The organism is Pseudomonas sp. GM18 (assembly GCF_000282195.1).
Lineage (GTDB): Bacteria > Pseudomonadota > Gammaproteobacteria > Pseudomonadales > Pseudomonadaceae > Aquipseudomonas.
This window is the reverse complement of record NZ_AKJT01000043.1, coordinates 1-15,933: the sequence shown is the minus strand read 5'-3', so window position 1 is coordinate 15,933 and position 15,933 is coordinate 1. Positions and strand designations below refer to the sequence as shown.

Here is a 15,933-nt window from a genome sequence, read left to right as displayed (position 1 = left end):
GGCCAATGACCCTTCTGGTTAAACCTCGTGCGTTGTTCATAGGCTTGAGCCTGCTGTGTTTGTTGGCGATCTGGCTGTCGCTGGCGTTGGGGCCTGTTAGCTTGCCGTTGTTCGATACGCTACGGGCGGCGCTGCGGCTGATCGGTTTGCCCATTGCGTCCGACGGGTTGGAGCAGGCTGAGCTGATCCTCGGGCAAATCCGCCTGCCGCGCACCTTGCTGGGTTTGGCCGTGGGCGGGGTTCTGGCGCTGTCCGGTGTGGCGATGCAGGGCTTGTTTCGCAATCCTCTGGCCGATCCGGGCCTGGTGGGGGTGTCCAGCGGCGCGGCACTGGGCGCGGCCATCGCGATTGTCGGCGGCTCGGTATTCGGCGGACTGCCTGAATCCTTCGGGCCTTATCTGTTGTCAGTGTGCGCGTTTCTCGGCGGGTTGGGTGTAACGGCGCTGGTCTATCGACTGGGGCGACGCAATGGCCAGACCAGCGTCGCGACCATGCTGCTGGCCGGTATTGCATTGACTGCCCTGGCCGGTTCGGCGGTCGGGCTCTTCACCTATCTGGCAGATGACGCGACCCTGCGCACCCTGACGTTCTGGAACCTGGGCAGTCTTAACGGCGCCAGTTATGCGCGACTCTGGCCGTTGCTGCTGGTGAGCACCGGCGTGGCGCTGTGGTTGCCGCGTCGGGCCAAGGCCTTGAACGCATTGTTGCTGGGGGAGTCGGAGGCCGGTCACCTGGGTATCGACGTCGAAGGTCTCAAGCGCGGATTGGTGTTCTGCACGGCGCTGGGGGTCGGCGCAGCGGTAGCGGCGGCGGGGATGATCGGGTTTGTCGGCCTGGTGGTGCCGCATCTGGTGCGACTGCTGGCCGGCCCCGATCATCGGGTGTTGTTGCCGGCGTCGGTGTTGGCGGGGGCCAGTCTCCTGTTATTTGCCGATCTGGTGGCGCGGCTGGCCCTGGCGCCGGCTGAGTTGCCGATCGGGATTGTCACGGCTTTCATCGGCGCGCCGTTCTTTCTGTATTTATTGCTCAGAGGGCGTGCCTGATGTTGCGAACGCAGAACCTGAAAATTTGCCGTGGTCGAAAGATTGTCCTGACGGGCATCACTCTCGAGCTTCAACCGGGCGAAGTCCTCGGCGTGTTGGGGCCTAATGGCGCCGGTAAAAGCACGTTGCTCGGCGCGCTGTGCGGCGAATTGCCTGCGGACCATGGCAGTGTCTGGCTCGATGGGCGTGAGTTGCGTCATTGGGCCGGGGCGCAGCGAGCCCAGCGTTTGGCGGTTTTGCCGCAAGTGTCGACCCTGGACTTTGCCTTTCGCGTCGACGAAGTGGTCGGCATGGGCCGCCTGCCTTATCAAAGTGGCCGGGTCCGGGATGACGAGATTGTCGCCGCCGCGCTGCAGGCGGCCGATGCGGGGCACTTGAGCGGTCGCAGTTATCTGGCGTTGTCCGGTGGCGAGCGTCAGCGGGTGCATCTGGCGCGAGTGTTGGCGCAGCTCTGGCCGGGCGAGGCCGGGCAAACGTTGTTGCTCGATGAGCCGACGTCGATGCTCGACCCGCTGCATCAGCACACCACGCTGCAAGCGGTGCGTGAATTCGCCGATCGCGGTGCGGCGGTGCTGGTGATCCTGCATGATCTGAACCTGGCGGCACGTTATTGTGATCGCCTGTTACTGCTCGAAGGTGGGCGTCCGGTGGCGCTGGACACGCCGGAACAGGTATTGCGCCCGGAACCGCTCAAGGCTGTGTTCGGGCTGGAAGTATTGGTGCAACCGCACCCGGAGCGTGGGCATCCGCTGATCATCGCCCGCTGAGGTGTTTTAGGGATGAAAACACGCGTGATGGTTTTTCTGGCCGCGCTGTTACTGGGTGCTTGCCAGCATGTAGCGGTGCCGCCGGTCAGCGGCGAAATCCGGGATCTGCGCAGCGGTCAGGTCATGACAGCGCAGGAACTGCTTGCACGGTTGGCTGAACCTTCGCGGTTGATCGTTGGCGAGCAGCATGACAATCGTGATCACCATCAACTGCAATTGTGGTTATTGCAGGTACTGGGTGAGCGACGACCCCAAGGCAGTCTGCTGCTGGAAATGCTTACACCGGCTCAACAACAGCGCGTCAATGACGTTCGGCATGCCTCACCGCTGCCGACCGATTTGTCCGGGGCATTGGCCTGGCAGCCGGGATGGGACTGGAATCTGTACGGGCCGATCGTTCGTTTTGCCCTGACTCAGCCGTACCCGTTACTGGCGGCCAATCTGGACACGCCTGAAGTCCGTACGGTCTATGCCAAACCACCAACATTGAGCGGTACGCGCTCCAACGCCCCGACGGTCAAGAATGAGTTGCTGGCACAGATCAGCGATTCCCACTGCGGCTTGCTGCCTGAATCACAGATGCCCGCGATGCTGGCCGTCCAGCAGCAGCGTGACCGGCGGATAGCCGAGCGATTACTGGCGGCACCGATGCCTTCACTGTTGTTTGCCGGCGCGTTCCACGCACGCAAGGATGTCGGGGTGCCGATCCATGTGCTGGATCTGGGTGAGCCCGAGGCACCAACGGTATTGATGCTGGCGGAGCAGGGCGCTGAGGTCACGCCGGCCATGGCCGATTACGTCTGGTATACGCCCGCCACGCCGCCGCAGGATTACTGCGCGCAAATGCGCAAGCAGTTCGGCAAGCCGTCAGGTCAGTAAACCGGGCGAGTTTTCCACAGGCAAAAAAAGACCCGGCAAGAGCCGGGTCAAATAACCGTGATTAGCCTGATGAGGAGATAATCTGAGAGTCCGAACCAAGGGCTTTTCAGAATATCGACCAGTCTCGCGACCAGTTGTGATAATCATAGCGATTCTCATTACCAAGTCAACCGCTGATTTCCCATTTCCATGAATTACGTCGTTCCTTCGCTGGAAAGCCCCGTAATCATTGGGTTCCAGGCTGTGCGCTCAAGTGAAATTATCCGCTCAATTCTTGTGGCGAGACGAAATAGCATCCAGCTGTCTGTTCAAGGCCTCCTTGCGCTCGGCGGGAATGTCGTTCCAGTGAACATCCATCAACGCGCCTTCGATCGCATACAACAACACCTTGGACGCCCGAAAACCGCGCGTGCGCACGGCCCGATAAGCGTCCACAGCTCCCAGCCGACGCAAGTCCGAGGCACTGTGGATGCCCACGGCATGCAGCCATTGCGCCGACGTCTTGCCAAGATTCTTCAGGTGTTGCAGTTCATCATTCATCAAGCCTCCTTGCGACAGCCGAACGGTGCGTGGGCGAGCCTCTCAGCAGTGTAGCCATCAGTAGGAAAAGCGTGATTGTTTGGTCGGTTTCGACGTAAAAGCTTCTAAGAGGCAAACTCAAGAAGCGGCGTGAAAAGGCGGAGCATGTAGTCCGAAGGCGTGTGGAAAATTGAGTTTTCGAGCAAAAAAAGTACAAAGTCCAGCGCAAGGCGGGGGCGCCGGACTGAGTGAAGCGTCGCTTATTTAGCGGGTGCGATAACGCAGGCGTGTACCGAAATTCATCGACATCAGAATCTCATCGGCACTCAGCTCTGGCGGGAAGTAGGCACCGGAGATCTGCGCGTGGGCCAGGCTCGCGCCTTCCAGGGATGAGTTGCGAAAGTCGATACCGCGCAAGTCGGCAGAGCGAAAATAGGCATCGGTGAAGTCGATGCCGTCGGCGTTCAGTTCACGCAGATCAAGACCACGGAAGTCACCACCGACCATGTCGATAGGTCCATCTTTCGGGCGTTCGTTGTTAAAGCCTGTGATGTCGTCTTTGTGCAGCAAGGCATAAAGCGGGGTATCGAGAAGTTTCGGCTGGCTCATGTCACATCACCTGATGGTTTTATGGCGCCAGTATAGTGCCACTATTTGACGGCCGTGAAGCCGGCGAGGGCTTCACGGTTGAAATAGTTTCTTACAGGCCTGGCAGGCGTTGGCGAATCTGCGCCACAACGGTGTCGAGGGTGCCACTTTCATTGGTCTGGACGCGTTTGCTGCAGAGGATTTCTGCTGGCGTCAGAGCTTCGCGGCTGGCTTGCTGGGCGGCGATAACGGCCAGGTTGGCGTCGGACGGATCGTTGTTGTCCGCCTGGCGTTGCTTCAACCAGCTCTCGATCACCGCTTGCGGTGCGTCGCAATCGAGGATCAGGAACGGCGCGCCGGTGGCCTCGGCGATTTTTGCTGCGCCGTCGCGTTGGTCGCGCTTGAGGTACGTGGCATCGACCACTACCGGGAAGCCGGCACGCAGAATCACATCGGCAATTTCATGCAGGCGGCTGTAGGTAGCGGCGCTGGCGTCGGCACTATAGATACCGGCCTGCAGGTCGTTCGGCACGGTCTGTTCGCCGAACATACGCTTGCGCTCGACATCCGAACGCAGGCGAATGGCGCCCAATGCTTCCACCAGGCGCATGGCCACATGGCTTTTGCCGACGGCGGAAACACCGTGGGTAATCGCCAGGAAACGCGAAGGAATGGTGCTGTAGCTTTCCGCCAGGTTGGCGTAGTTGCGGTACTGACGCAGAGTGGTGGCGCGCTGCACCGGATCGGCTTCGGCCGGCATGCTGAACAGGCTGACCTTGGCGCGAACCAGTGCGCGGTAGGCTTTATAGAAGTTCAGCAGCTCAAGGCCCTGGTAGTCGCCGGTCAGTTCCAGGTATTGGCTGATGAAACGGCGTGCCAGGCTCTTCAGGCCACGGTCTTCCAGGTCCATCGCCAGGAAGCCGGTGTCGGCGTAAACGTCGGTGAAGCGGAACGGTTCGTTGAACTCGATGCAGTCGAAGATCACCACTTTGCCGTCGATCACGGTAGCGTTGCCCAGGTGAATGTCGCCATGGCATTCACGAATGAAGCCGTCGGCCTTGCGCTGGGCGAACAGCGGCTTGAGGCGCTCGAAGCTGCTTTCGGCCCAGGCTTGCAGTGCCTCGAGTTGCAGCAGATCGGCCTTGTCGCTGAGGAACGGGCGGATCTGCTCAAAGTTCTGCCGTACCGGCGCCATGACGCTGTCCGGCGTGCCGGCTTCGTGTTCGGCGGGCACTTTCGGTGCGCTGAGGTGGAATTGAGCGATCTGCGCGGCCATCTCGTCGATGTGCGCAGTGGTCAATTCGCCGTTGGCTTGCAGGGTGCTGAGCAGTTGGCTTTGTGGGAACTGACGCATTTTCAGGGCGTAATCGACAACCGGACCCTCGCCGCCCAGTTGTGGTGCCTCGGGGCTGCCGGTGATCGGCAACACTTCAAGGTACAAATCATGGGTCAGGCGCTGGTTCAGGCGCAGCTCTTCACCGCAGAAATGCTCGCGAGCCTCAAGGCTGGTAAAATCGAGGAAGCCGAAATTCACCGGCTTCTTCACTTTATAAGCATAGGGACCGGTGAGTATCACCCAGGAAATATGGGTCTCGATGACCTGGAACCCTTCTACGGGATGCGGGTAGAGGGCCGGGTTTTGCAGGGCAGCGATCAGGGACTGGCTCACAGGTGATCCTTCAGAGTCTGGGGGAAATTCAAGGCCGTCATTATGGCTGCAAGTCCGTCCGACGCAAACCTCAGAGGGCTCCTGTTGAGTATGAATAAAGTGCGTATAATCCGCCGCCATGACTCGAACTCGATCCCCCCGCACCCCTAAAAAACCACCTTCCAAGGGCATGCGCCCCTGGCTGGGCTGGGCCCTTAAACTCAGCCTGGTCGGCCTTGTGGTGCTCGCCGGGTTCGCGGTTTACCTCGACGCCGTGGTCCAGGAGAAGTTCTCCGGCAAGCGCTGGACCATTCCGGCCAAGGTGTACGCGCGCCCGCTCGAGCTGTTCGTCGGACAAAAGTTGAGCAAGGACGACTTCCTCACCGAACTCGACGCCTTGGGCTACCGTCGCGAAAGCGTGAGCAATGGCCCCGGCGCTGCGGCGGTCAACGGCAATACCGTCGACTTGAATACCCGGGGCTTCCAGTTCTACGAAGGCCTGGAGAAGCCTCAGCCCGTGCGCGTGCGCTTTTCCGGCGACTACGTGGCCGAACTCTCGTCGAGCAACGATGCAAAGCTTTCCGTGGTGCGGCTGGAACCGCTGCTGATCGGCGGGATTTACCCGAAAAACCTTGAAGACCGCATCCTGATCAAGATCGATCAGGTTCCGCCGTATCTGCTCGAAACCCTGGTTGCCGTAGAAGACCGGGATTTCTACAGCCACTGGGGCGTGTCGCCGAAGTCGATTGCCAGAGCTATCTACGTCAACACCTCGGGCGGCAAGATGACCCAGGGCGGTAGTACGCTGACGCAACAGTTGGTCAAGAACTTCTACCTCACCAATGAACGCAGCCTGACCCGTAAGCTCACCGAAGCCATGATGGCGATGTTGCTTGAGCTGCATTACGACAAGCGCGAAATTCTTGAGGCCTACCTCAATGAAGTGTTTGTCGGCCAGGATGGTCAGCGCGCGGTGCACGGCTTCGGCCTGGCCAGCCAGTTCTTCTTCGGGCAGCCATTGTCCGAGCTGAAACTGCATCAAGTCGCTTTGTTGGTGGGCATGGTCAAGGGGCCGTCCTATTACAACCCCCGCCGCAACCCTGAGCGGGCGCTGGAGCGGCGCAATCTGGTGCTCGATGTCCTGAAGGAACAAGGCGTTGCCAGCGCCGAGCAGGTTGAGGCGGCGAAGAAAATGCCACTGGGTGTGACCACTCGCGGCAAGTTGGCCGACAGCTCGTTCCCGGGCTTCCTCGATCTGGTTAAGCGTCAGTTGCGCGAAGACTACCGCGACGAAGACTTGACCGAAGAAGGGCTGCGAATCTTCACCAGTTTCGACCCGATCCTGCAGATGAAAGCCGAAGCCTCGGTCAATGACACGTTCAAACGTCTTTCGGGTCGCAAGGGTTCCGATGACGTGGAAGCGGCGATGGTCGTGACCAACCCGGAAACCGGTGAAGTCCAGGCCATGATCGGCAGCCGTCAGGCGAGTTTTGCCGGTTTCAACCGGGCGCTGGACGCGGTACGACCGATCGGCTCTTTGATTAAACCGGCGGTTTATCTGACCGCCCTTGAGAAGCCGAGCCAGTACACGCTGACCAGTTGGCTGTCAGACGACTACTTCTCGGTCAAAGGCGCGGACGGTCAGGTCTGGAAACCACAGAACTATGATCGCCGTTCCCACGGCACGGTGTTCCTGTATCAAGGGTTGGCGCATTCCTACAACCTGTCGACCGCGCGTCTCGGGTTGGCGGTGGGCGTGCCGAATGTCTTGAAGACCCTGGCGCGCCTGGGGGTGAGTCGCGAATTCCCGGCGTTCCCGTCGATGTTGCTCGGTGCCGGCGGTATGACCCCGATCGAAGTGGCGACCATGTACCAGACGCTGGCCAATGGCGGGTTCAATACGCCGATGCGCGGGATTCGCAGCGTACTGACTGCCGAGGGCGAGCCGCTCAAGCGTTATCCGTTCCAGATTCAGCAGCAATTTGATCCGGCGTCCATTTACCTGATCCAGAACGCCATGCAGCGCGTCATGCGTGAAGGCACCGGCAGTTCGGTTTACAACGTGTTGCCGAAAACCCTGACCCTGGCCGGCAAGACCGGTACCAGTAACGATTCTCGGGACAGCTGGTTCGCCGGCTTCAGTCAGGATCTGCTGGCCGTGGTCTGGCTGGGGCGCGATGATAATGGCAAGACACCGTTCACCGGTGCCACCGGTGCGTTGCAGGTCTGGACCAGTTTCATGCGCAAGGCCGATCCGCTGCCGCTGGACATGCCGCAGCCGGACAATATTGTTCAGGCCTGGGTCGATTCGCGTACCGGGCAAGGCTCCGAAGCCAACTGCCCAGGCGCGGTGCAGATGCCGTATATTCGCGGCAGCGAACCACCTCCCGGTGCTGCTTGCGGCGGCGAAAGCCCTGCTGAATCGGTGATGGATTGGGTCAAGGGCTGGATGAATTAAGCAAAGAGGATTTGAAGTGAACAAGTGGTTGATTCCAGCGGTGACTGCCGTGGCTTTGCTCAGCGGCTGCTCCACTGTACAGCGTGGTTCGATCCCGGTTGTGGATGCCGGCACTGCCGTTTCCAATAGCGAGCGGATTTCGGCGAATGGCGGGTTCCGGCAGTCGACGGTGAAGCGTCCTGTACAAGCTCAGACTCAGGCGATCCCGCAAGGTGACACCGGGGTCGTGGTGATGGTCCCGGGTGGTGGCGCCGTCTCCTCGGCACCGATCAGCACTTCGCCGATTACCCCGGGTCCGATCACTCCGGGGCCGATTGATACCTCGCCGATCCAGTCGGCACCGATCAATCAGGGCAGCTACAGCATGCCGTCGACGCCCAGCGGGATTCCTTCGGCGAACTCCAGCGGTCTGTCCGCCGATGAGCAACTGGACGGTCCGGTCCTGGCATTGTTGACCACCGCTCAGCAGCAACAGGCCAGTGGTGACCTTAATGGTGCATCTTCCAGCCTCGAACGTGCCCAGCGCGTTGCACCGCGCGAGCCGCAAGTGCTTTATCGCCTGGCGCAGGTACGTATGGCTCAAGGCGATGCCGCACAGGCCGAGCAGTTTGCCCGTCGTGGTCTGACGTTCGCCAATGGTCGTCCGGATCTTCAGGCCAGCCTGTGGGAATTGATCGCCCAGGCCCGTGAGAAGCAGGGTGACCCGGCCGGTGCAGCATTGGCTCGTCAGAAGGCCAAGGTTTCGCTGTGATGGATATGCGCTTTCCGAAGATTGCCGAGCAGTTGCTGTTGATCGAGCGTGAACTGCGCGTTCAGGGTTGGTGGGATGAAGTGCCGCCGTCCGCTGAGGCGCTCTCCAGCGTTGAACCGTTTTCGGTGGATACGCTGGATTTCGAGCAGTGGCTGCAATGGATCTTCCTGCCAAAGATGAAGTCGATTCTGGAGCAAGACCTGCCATTGCCCAATGCGTCGGGGATCCAGGAAATGGCCGAAATGGTCTTCGCCGGCCGCAACGTCCAGGGCAAGGACCGGCAGCTTCAGGTCTTGCTCAAAGAGTTCGACGTGTTGATCACCGTGTCTCGCTGAACCCTTGTAGGTGACTACTGGCAGTTTTTCGTAATCTGTTTCTGTGCTTCGGTGATGCGCTCCTGACGTTGTTGGTCGGTCAGGCGGCGCGTCTCGCCGTCGACTTCCTCCCGTAATCGCGGATTGTTCTGCAGTTGAGCCAGGTTCGTCCGGGCCTGTTCGCAAAACACTTTCAGCTGGGCCTGTTGCTCGGCGACCTGCTTTTTCACTTTTTTATCGATGGCCTTTTGATCGCCTATGACGTTGCCGCGCGATGGCGCGCTCGGCTTGCCGACGGGCGGGGAGGGCGTGACCATCAGGGTGGCCTCCCGGCCCTGAGGCGGTTGCGCGTCGAAATGGGTGACGCCCTGGGCATCAACCCATTTATAGATCTGGCCCGCCATGCACAAAGGGCTCAAGCTGATCAGCAAGCCGGTGGTGAGGAAGAACGTTCGCATGCCATTTCCTTGTCATGAGTGCGCAATTGAAGCTAACACAGTTGCGGTTTAAAGGTTTTTTCTTGCGTTCTCATGCGCTTAGTTCGAATAAAGCACATTGACGGCTTGACTTGCGATGGGCGAAACAGAAGAATCCAAAGTCCGCTGTAGAGGGACTGCCAGAAGCAGACCCACTCGGTAGATCATGAGGCGCACATCCGCGCCGACCTGTTACACCCGCAACGCGTTACCTCGCGCTGGGTGGGAAAGGCCCGCAACACTTGGGACGATCCCAATACTTGCTCAGTCAGTGCTGACGTAGTCGGCGACCACCGTCGCTCATGCTCTGCCGAGAAGTAAACCTATTAAGACCCGTCCTCTTGTATGTGGGCGGTATTCTGGCGTTTTAGAGGTGAACAACGTGGAGCTTTTATCTGGCGGTGAGATGCTCGTCCGCTTTTTGCGTGACGAAGGCGTCAAATATATCTACGGGTACCCGGGTGGTGCTCTTCTTCATGTCTATGATGCCCTGTTCAAAGAACCGGAAGTGACCCACATCCTGGTTCGTCACGAGCAGGCTGCGACCCATATGGCTGACGGCTATGCCCGTGCCACCGGTAAAGCCGGCGTGGTACTGGTAACTTCCGGCCCGGGCGCAACCAACGCCATCACCGGTATTGCCACGGCCTACATGGACTCCATTCCGATGGTGATCATTTCCGGCCAGGTGCCTAGCACCATGGTAGGCACCGATGCGTTCCAGGAAACCGACATGATCGGTATCTCCCGGCCGATCGTGAAGCACAGCTTCATGATCAAGCACGCCTCGGAAATCCCGGAAGTCATGAAGAAAGCGTTCTACCTGGCGCAATCCGGTCGTCCTGGTCCGGTCGTTGTCGATATCCCGAAAGACATGACCAACCCGGCCGAGAAGTTCGAATACATCTTCCCGAAAAAAGCCAAGCTGCGTTCCTACAGCCCGGCCGTTCGCGGTCACTCCGGGCAAATCCGCAAGGCAGCCGAAATGCTTCTGGCGGCCAAGCGCCCTGTGTTGTATTCGGGCGGCGGCGTGATCCTCGGTGGTGGCTCTGCGCCGCTGACCGAACTGGCGAAGATGCTCAACCTGCCAGTGACCAATACCCTGATGGGCCTGGGTGCCTACCCTGGCACCGACCGTCAGTTCATCGGTATGCTCGGCATGCACGGCAGCTACACCGCCAACCTGGCTATGCACCATGCCGATGTGATCCTTGCAGTCGGCGCGCGTTTCGATGACCGCGTGATCAACGGCCCGGCCAAGTTCTGTCCGAATGCCAAGATCATTCACATCGACATCGACCCGGCTTCGATCTCCAAGACCATCAAGGCAGACGTGCCTATCGTCGGTCCGGTCGAGAGCGTCCTGACCGAAATGGTCGCGATCCTCAAGGAAATCGGCGAGACCCCGAACAAGGAGTCCGTTGCCAGCTGGTGGAAGCAAGTCGATGAGTGGCGCGGTGATCGCGGCCTGTTCCCTTATGACAAGGGCGACGGCAGCATCATCAAGCCGCAGACCGTGATCGAAACCCTGTGCGAAGTGACCAAGGGCGACGCCTTTGTGACCTCCGACGTGGGTCAGCACCAGATGTTCGCGGCGCAGTACTACAAGTTCAACAAGCCGAACCGCTGGATCAACTCCGGTGGCCTGGGCACCATGGGCTTCGGTTTCCCGGCGGCCATGGGCGTCAAGCTGAGCTTCCCGGATTCTGACGTCGCCTGCGTAACGGGCGAGGGCAGTATCCAGATGAACATTCAGGAACTGTCGACCTGCCTGCAATACGGTTTGCCGGTGAAGATCGTCAACCTGAACAACGGCGTACTGGGCATGGTTCGCCAGTGGCAGGACATGAGTTACGGTAGCCGTCACTCGCACTCCTACATGGAATCGCTGCCTGACTTCGTCAAGCTGGCCGAAGCTTATGGTCACGTGGGCATCCGCATCACTGACCTGAAGGACTTGAAGCCGAAGCTGGAAGAAGCCTTCGCCATGAAGGATCGCCTGGTGTTCCTCGATATCCAGGTCGATACCAGCGAGCACGTCTACCCGATGCAGATCAAAGACGGCTCCATGCGCGATATGTGGTTGAGCAAGACGGAGCGTACTTAATCATGCGGCACATTATTTCCCTGCTTCTGGAAAACGAACCGGGCGCTCTGTCTCGTGTAGTCGGCCTGTTTTCGCAGCGCAACTACAACATCGAAAGCCTGACCGTGGCGCCAACCGAAGACCCGACTTTGTCGCGTCTGACGCTGACCACTGTCGGCCACGATGAAATCATCGAGCAGATCACCAAGAACCTGAACAAGCTGATCGAAGTGGTCAAACTGGTCGACCTGTCGGAAAGTGCTCACATCGAGCGCGAACTGATGCTGGTCAAGGTCAAGGCCACCGGCGCCCAGCGCGCCGAGATCAAGCGCACCACCGATATTTATCGTGGGCAGATCGTTGATGTCAGCGCCAGCGTGTATACCGTTCAATTGACCGGTACCAGCGACAAGCTCGACAGCTTCATTCAATCGATCGGCACTGCCTCGATTCTGGAAACCGTACGCAGTGGCGTCACCGGGATTGCCCGCGGCGACAAAGTACTGAGCATCTAAACCAAATTAGCGAATGGCCTGAGGGCCAGATATAAAGGGGAAATTCATGAAAGTTTTCTACGATAAAGACTGCGACCTGTCGATCATCCAGGGCAAGAAAGTTGCCATCATCGGTTACGGCTCCCAAGGCCACGCTCAAGCGTGCAACCTGAAAGACTCCGGCGTTGACGTTACCGTTGGCCTGCGTAAAGGTTCGGCCACCGTTGCCAAAGCCGAAGCCCACGGCCTGAAAGTGACCGACGTTGCTTCCGCCGTAGCGGCTGCCGACCTGGTCATGATCCTGACCCCGGACGAGTTCCAGTCCTCCCTGTACAAGAACGAAATCGAGCCGAACATCAAAAAAGGCGCCACTCTGGCCTTCTCCCACGGCTTCGCGATCCACTACAACCAGGTTGTGCCGCGCGCTGACCTCGACGTGATCATGATCGCGCCGAAAGCTCCGGGCCACACCGTGCGTTCCGAGTTCGTCAAAGGCGGCGGTATCCCTGACCTGATCGCTATCTACCAGGATGCTTCGGGCAACGCCAAAAACGTTGCGCTGTCCTACGCTGCCGGCGTTGGTGGCGGTCGTACCGGCATCATCGAAACCACTTTCAAGGACGAGACTGAAACCGACCTGTTCGGCGAACAAGCCGTTCTGTGCGGCGGTACCGTTGAGCTGGTAAAAGCCGGTTTCGAAACCCTGGTTGAAGCTGGCTACGCGCCGGAAATGGCCTACTTCGAATGCCTGCACGAACTGAAGCTGATCGTTGACCTCATGTACGAAGGCGGTATCGCCAACATGAACTACTCGATCTCCAACAACGCTGAGTACGGCGAGTACGTGACCGGTCCGGAAGTAATCAACGCCGAATCCCGTCAGGCCATGCGCAACGCCCTGAAACGTATTCAGGACGGCGAGTACGCCAAGATGTTCATCAGCGAAGGCGCCACCGGCTATCCTTCGATGACCGCCAAGCGTCGTAACAACGCCGCTCATGGTATCGAAATCATCGGTGAGCAACTGCGCTCCATGATGCCGTGGATCGGTGCCAACAAGATCGTCGACAAAGCCAAGAACTAAGTCACGAGCTTGTACGGAAAACGCGGCCTAGGCCGCGTTTTTTCGTTTGGATCCGCCGGTTCTGGTATAAAGCTGCATCGTTTGCGGTCGAACCGTCGTCCCAGACACCTGTCGAAACTTTCCACCCCGTTGCAAGGTAATGTCCATGAGCGAACGTCCCGAAGAGCCAAAGCAGGCTTCTGACGCCGAAAGCCTTCTGCCCATCGATGAACACATCGAAGAAGGGCATGACGCTGAAGGCCGTAAAGTCCGGCATCGTGGTATCTATCTTCTGCCGAATCTGTTCACCACTGCGAACCTCTTCGCAGGGTTCTATTCCATCATCAACTCGATGAGCGCCCAGAGTGCCTTGAGTGCCGGCGATGCGATCGGGGCGAGCAAGTACTTTGCGTTTGCCGCGATCGCGATTTTCGTCGCCATGGTGCTCGACGGCCTCGACGGTCGCGTTGCCCGCATGACCAATACCCAAAGCGCCTTCGGTGCCGAGTATGACTCGCTGTCGGACATGGTTGCCTTTGGTGTCGCGCCGGCCTTGCTGGCATTCGGCTGGGCCTTGGGCGATATGGGCAAAGTCGGCTGGATGGTCGCCTTCGTCTATGTCGCGGGTGCGGCGTTGCGTCTGGCACGCTTCAACACGCAGGTCGGCACCGCCGACAAGCGCTACTTCATCGGTCTGGCCAGCCCGGCCGCAGCCGGTGTGGTCGCGGGCATTGTCTGGGCGTTCAGCGATTACGGCATTCAGGGTTCCAAAATGTCGTTCCTGGTTGCACTGATGGTTGCCGCCGCGGGCATGCTGATGGTCAGTAACATCAAGTACAACAGCTTCAAGGAGCTGGACTTGAAGGGGCGCGTCCCCTTTGTCGCGATCCTGGCCGTGGTGCTGGTATTTGCTGTTGTGTTCAGTGATCCGCCGCGTATCCTGCTGCTGGTTTTCCTTGCCTATGCAGCTTCTGGCCCGGTGCAGTACCTGTTGCGCCTTCGTCGGCACAAAAAAACCGAGTGATGTAATTTCCCTCATACTCCGCAGTCTATGGGTGCATCTGTCCTCCAATGCTGCGGAGTTGCCATGCTGATCAAAGTCCCCAAAGCGTCCGACTGTCATGAGTCGGACGTCACGCCTGAATCTTTCTACCTTTCCCGTCGCAATATATTAGGCGCCGCCGTTGCCGGTTTGGCTGTGAGTACTCTGCCGCGCTGGGCGAGTGCCGACGATGCTGCGCGTTATGCCGATGTCGAGCCAGGCAAGGCGCCGTCCTGGTTTGCCGAAAAACTGCCTTCCACTAAATGGGGAGCGGTCAACGTCAAGGATGAGGCAATCACGCCTTTCAGGGATGCGACCCACTACAACAACTTCTATGAGTTCGGTACCGACAAAGGCGATCCTGCGGCCAGCGCCGGCGGGCTGAAAACCGAACCGTGGAGCGTGGTGGTAGACGGGGAGGTGGGCAAGCCGGGGCGGTATGCGCTGGAAGACTTCATGAAGCCTTATCAGCTGGAAGAGCGTATTTATCGTCTTCGCTGTGTGGAGGCCTGGTCGATGGTTATTCCGTGGATAGGCTTTCCCATTTCGGCTTTGCTCAAAGAAGTCGAGCCTACGTCCAAGGCCAAATTCATTCGCTTCGAAACCCTGCAAGATCCCAAGACTATGCCTGGGCAGCGTTCCGGTTTTGCCTTGATAGACTGGCCTTATGTAGAAGGGCTGCGTTTGGATGAGGCGATGAATCCGTTGGCGATTCTCGCTGTAGGCATGTATGGGCGTGAGTTGCCCAATCAGAACGGCGCACCGCTACGTCTGGTGGTGCCTTGGAAGTACGGCTTCAAGAGCATCAAGTCCATTGTGCGAATCAGCCTGGTCAGCGAGCAACCGAAAACCACCTGGCAGAGCATTGCCTCGGATGAGTACGGCTTTTATGCGAACGTGAACCCGACAGTCGACCACCCGCGCTGGACCCAGGCACGGGAAAGGCGTTTGCCGAGCGGTCTGTTCAAGCCCAATGTGCGGGACACGCAAATGTTCAACGGCTACTCGGATGAAGTCGCTTCTTTATATACAGGGCTCGATCTGCGGAAGAATTACTGATGCGATATCTGTTCTGGCGTATTGGTGTCTTTATCGCCGCAGCGGTTTGGCCGCTGCTTTGGTTGTATCAGGCCTGGGCGGATGTGCTGGGGCCTGATCCAGGAAAGGTGCTGGTTGATCGTCTGGGGTTGGGGGCGCTTGTCCTGCTGCTCATTACGTTAAGCATGATGCCTTTGCAGAAGCTCACCGGTTGGTCGGGGTGGATAGCTGTCCGACGGCAGTTGGGGTTGTGGTGTTTCGCCTATGTGGTTTTGCATTTGAGCGGTTATACGGCGTTCATCCTCGGTTTTGATTGGTCACAACTGGGTATCGAGTTGCGCAAGCGGCCGTACATTATCGTCGGGGTGTTGGGTTTTCTCGGTTTATTGGCGCTGGCGGTTACCTCCAATCGTTACAGTCAGCGGCATTTGGGCGTTCGCTGGAAAAGATTGCATCGGTTGGTCTATGTGATTCTCGGGCTTGGGTTGCTGCATATGCTGTGGATTGTTCGCGCCGATCTGAGGGAGTGGGCGATCTACGCTTCTATAGGCGCGTTGTTATTAGTGTTGAGATTGCCGCCTGTAACCCGCCGAATTCCGCGTTTAATTGTTAAAAAGGTACCTTCTGCAAGAAAGGCGTAATTAAAGGTTGACGGCAGATTCTGGACGTCTATAATTCGCCCCACCTCCGGCGCAGTCGAAACGGAAAACTCCTTGGTAAACAACGAGTTACGCAGTTTTCGACAGCGGTTACGCTTCAGTTCATCG

General features: G+C 58.7%; 16 protein-coding genes. 12 read left to right on the top strand and 4 right to left on the bottom strand.

The genetic code is table 11. From position 1 onward, the window contains the following. Nucleotides 1-59 precede the first annotated feature (59 nt). From PMI21_RS15050 to PMI21_RS15060, 3 genes are read left to right on the top strand one after another with little or no spacing between them, the layout of a single operon-like run. Nucleotides 60-1,043: a FecCD family ABC transporter permease gene (locus PMI21_RS15050; RefSeq protein ID WP_177318288.1), complete on the top strand. Its 984-nt coding sequence runs from the start codon at nucleotides 60-62 to the stop codon at nucleotides 1,041-1,043. Further along, nucleotides 1,043-1,810: a heme ABC transporter ATP-binding protein gene (locus tag PMI21_RS15055; RefSeq protein ID WP_007938048.1), complete on the top strand. Its 768-nt coding sequence runs from the start codon at nucleotides 1,043-1,045 to the stop codon at nucleotides 1,808-1,810. The genes PMI21_RS15050 and PMI21_RS15055 overlap by 1 nt, the downstream gene beginning before the upstream one ends. Nucleotides 1,811-1,822: 12 nt before the next feature. Next, nucleotides 1,823-2,689, top strand: coding sequence for a ChaN family lipoprotein (locus tag PMI21_RS15060; protein ID WP_007938047.1), 867 nt, complete (start codon nucleotides 1,823-1,825; stop codon nucleotides 2,687-2,689). 267 nt (nucleotides 2,690-2,956) lie between these two features. Here the strand turns inward: PMI21_RS15060 and PMI21_RS15065 are convergent, their stop codons facing one another. The 3 genes from PMI21_RS15065 to PMI21_RS15075 form a co-directional block, all read right to left on the bottom strand. Then, nucleotides 2,957-3,229, bottom strand: a complete 273-nt coding sequence (locus PMI21_RS15065; protein WP_007938046.1) for a TfoX/Sxy family protein — start codon at nucleotides 3,227-3,229, stop codon at nucleotides 2,957-2,959. 243 nt (nucleotides 3,230-3,472) lie between these two features. Further along, nucleotides 3,473-3,817: a pentapeptide repeat-containing protein gene (locus PMI21_RS15070; RefSeq protein WP_007938045.1), complete on the bottom strand. Its 345-nt coding sequence runs from the start codon at nucleotides 3,815-3,817 to the stop codon at nucleotides 3,473-3,475. 91 nt (nucleotides 3,818-3,908) lie between these two features. Next, nucleotides 3,909-5,465, bottom strand: coding sequence for a bifunctional aminoglycoside phosphotransferase/ATP-binding protein (locus PMI21_RS15075; protein ID WP_007938043.1), 1,557 nt, complete (start codon nucleotides 5,463-5,465; stop codon nucleotides 3,909-3,911). Between the two features lie 118 nt (nucleotides 5,466-5,583). On the opposite strand from PMI21_RS15075, the gene mrcB reads away from it, so the two are divergent. The 3 genes from mrcB to PMI21_RS15090 are packed head-to-tail and all read left to right on the top strand — an operon-like array spanning nucleotide 5,584 to nucleotide 8,988. Continuing rightward, complete coding sequence (gene mrcB, locus PMI21_RS15080; protein WP_033063987.1) at nucleotides 5,584-7,902, top strand: penicillin-binding protein 1B; 2,319 nt, start codon at nucleotides 5,584-5,586, stop codon at nucleotides 7,900-7,902. 16 nt (nucleotides 7,903-7,918) lie between these two features. Continuing rightward, a complete protein-coding gene (locus tag PMI21_RS15085; RefSeq protein WP_007938036.1) occupies nucleotides 7,919-8,653 on the top strand; it encodes a tetratricopeptide repeat protein in 735 nt (244 codons plus the stop codon). After that, nucleotides 8,653-8,988 (top strand): YqcC family protein, encoded by a 336-nt coding sequence (locus tag PMI21_RS15090; RefSeq protein ID WP_007938035.1) that lies wholly within the window; start codon nucleotides 8,653-8,655, stop codon nucleotides 8,986-8,988. The genes PMI21_RS15085 and PMI21_RS15090 overlap by 1 nt, the downstream gene beginning before the upstream one ends. A gap of 14 nt (nucleotides 8,989-9,002) precedes the next feature. On the opposite strand, the gene PMI21_RS15095 is transcribed toward PMI21_RS15090, so the two are convergent. Then, complete coding sequence (locus tag PMI21_RS15095; protein ID WP_007938033.1) at nucleotides 9,003-9,425, bottom strand: DUF4124 domain-containing protein; 423 nt, start codon at nucleotides 9,423-9,425, stop codon at nucleotides 9,003-9,005. 400 nt (nucleotides 9,426-9,825) lie between these two features. Here PMI21_RS15095 and PMI21_RS15100 point away from each other — a divergent pair, with 400 nt between their 5' ends. From PMI21_RS15100 to msrQ, 6 genes are all read left to right on the top strand, one after another. After that, on the top strand, nucleotides 9,826-11,550 hold the full coding sequence (locus PMI21_RS15100; protein WP_007938031.1) for an acetolactate synthase 3 large subunit: 1,725 nt from the start codon (nucleotides 9,826-9,828) through the stop codon (nucleotides 11,548-11,550). Nucleotides 11,551-11,552: 2 nt separating this feature from the next. After that, complete coding sequence (ilvN, locus tag PMI21_RS15105) at nucleotides 11,553-12,044, top strand: acetolactate synthase small subunit (protein WP_003205610.1); 492 nt, start codon at nucleotides 11,553-11,555, stop codon at nucleotides 12,042-12,044. A 46-nt stretch (nucleotides 12,045-12,090) separates the two neighbouring features. Beyond that, on the top strand, nucleotides 12,091-13,107 hold the full coding sequence (ilvC, locus tag PMI21_RS15110; RefSeq protein ID WP_003228216.1) for a ketol-acid reductoisomerase: 1,017 nt from the start codon (nucleotides 12,091-12,093) through the stop codon (nucleotides 13,105-13,107). A 145-nt stretch (nucleotides 13,108-13,252) separates the two neighbouring features. Then, on the top strand, nucleotides 13,253-14,110 hold the full coding sequence (gene pssA, locus PMI21_RS15115; protein WP_007938027.1) for a CDP-diacylglycerol--serine O-phosphatidyltransferase: 858 nt from the start codon (nucleotides 13,253-13,255) through the stop codon (nucleotides 14,108-14,110). Between the two features lie 63 nt (nucleotides 14,111-14,173). After that, on the top strand, nucleotides 14,174-15,187 hold the full coding sequence (gene msrP / locus PMI21_RS15120) for a protein-methionine-sulfoxide reductase catalytic subunit MsrP (RefSeq protein WP_007938026.1): 1,014 nt from the start codon (nucleotides 14,174-14,176) through the stop codon (nucleotides 15,185-15,187). Beyond that, nucleotides 15,187-15,807 carry a protein-methionine-sulfoxide reductase heme-binding subunit MsrQ gene (gene msrQ / locus PMI21_RS15125; RefSeq protein WP_007938025.1) on the top strand — a complete coding sequence of 207 codons (621 nt, stop codon included), beginning with the start codon at nucleotides 15,187-15,189 and terminating at the stop codon, nucleotides 15,805-15,807. Before msrP ends, msrQ begins: the two co-directional genes overlap by 1 nt. Nucleotides 15,808-15,933: the final 126 nt, after the last annotated feature.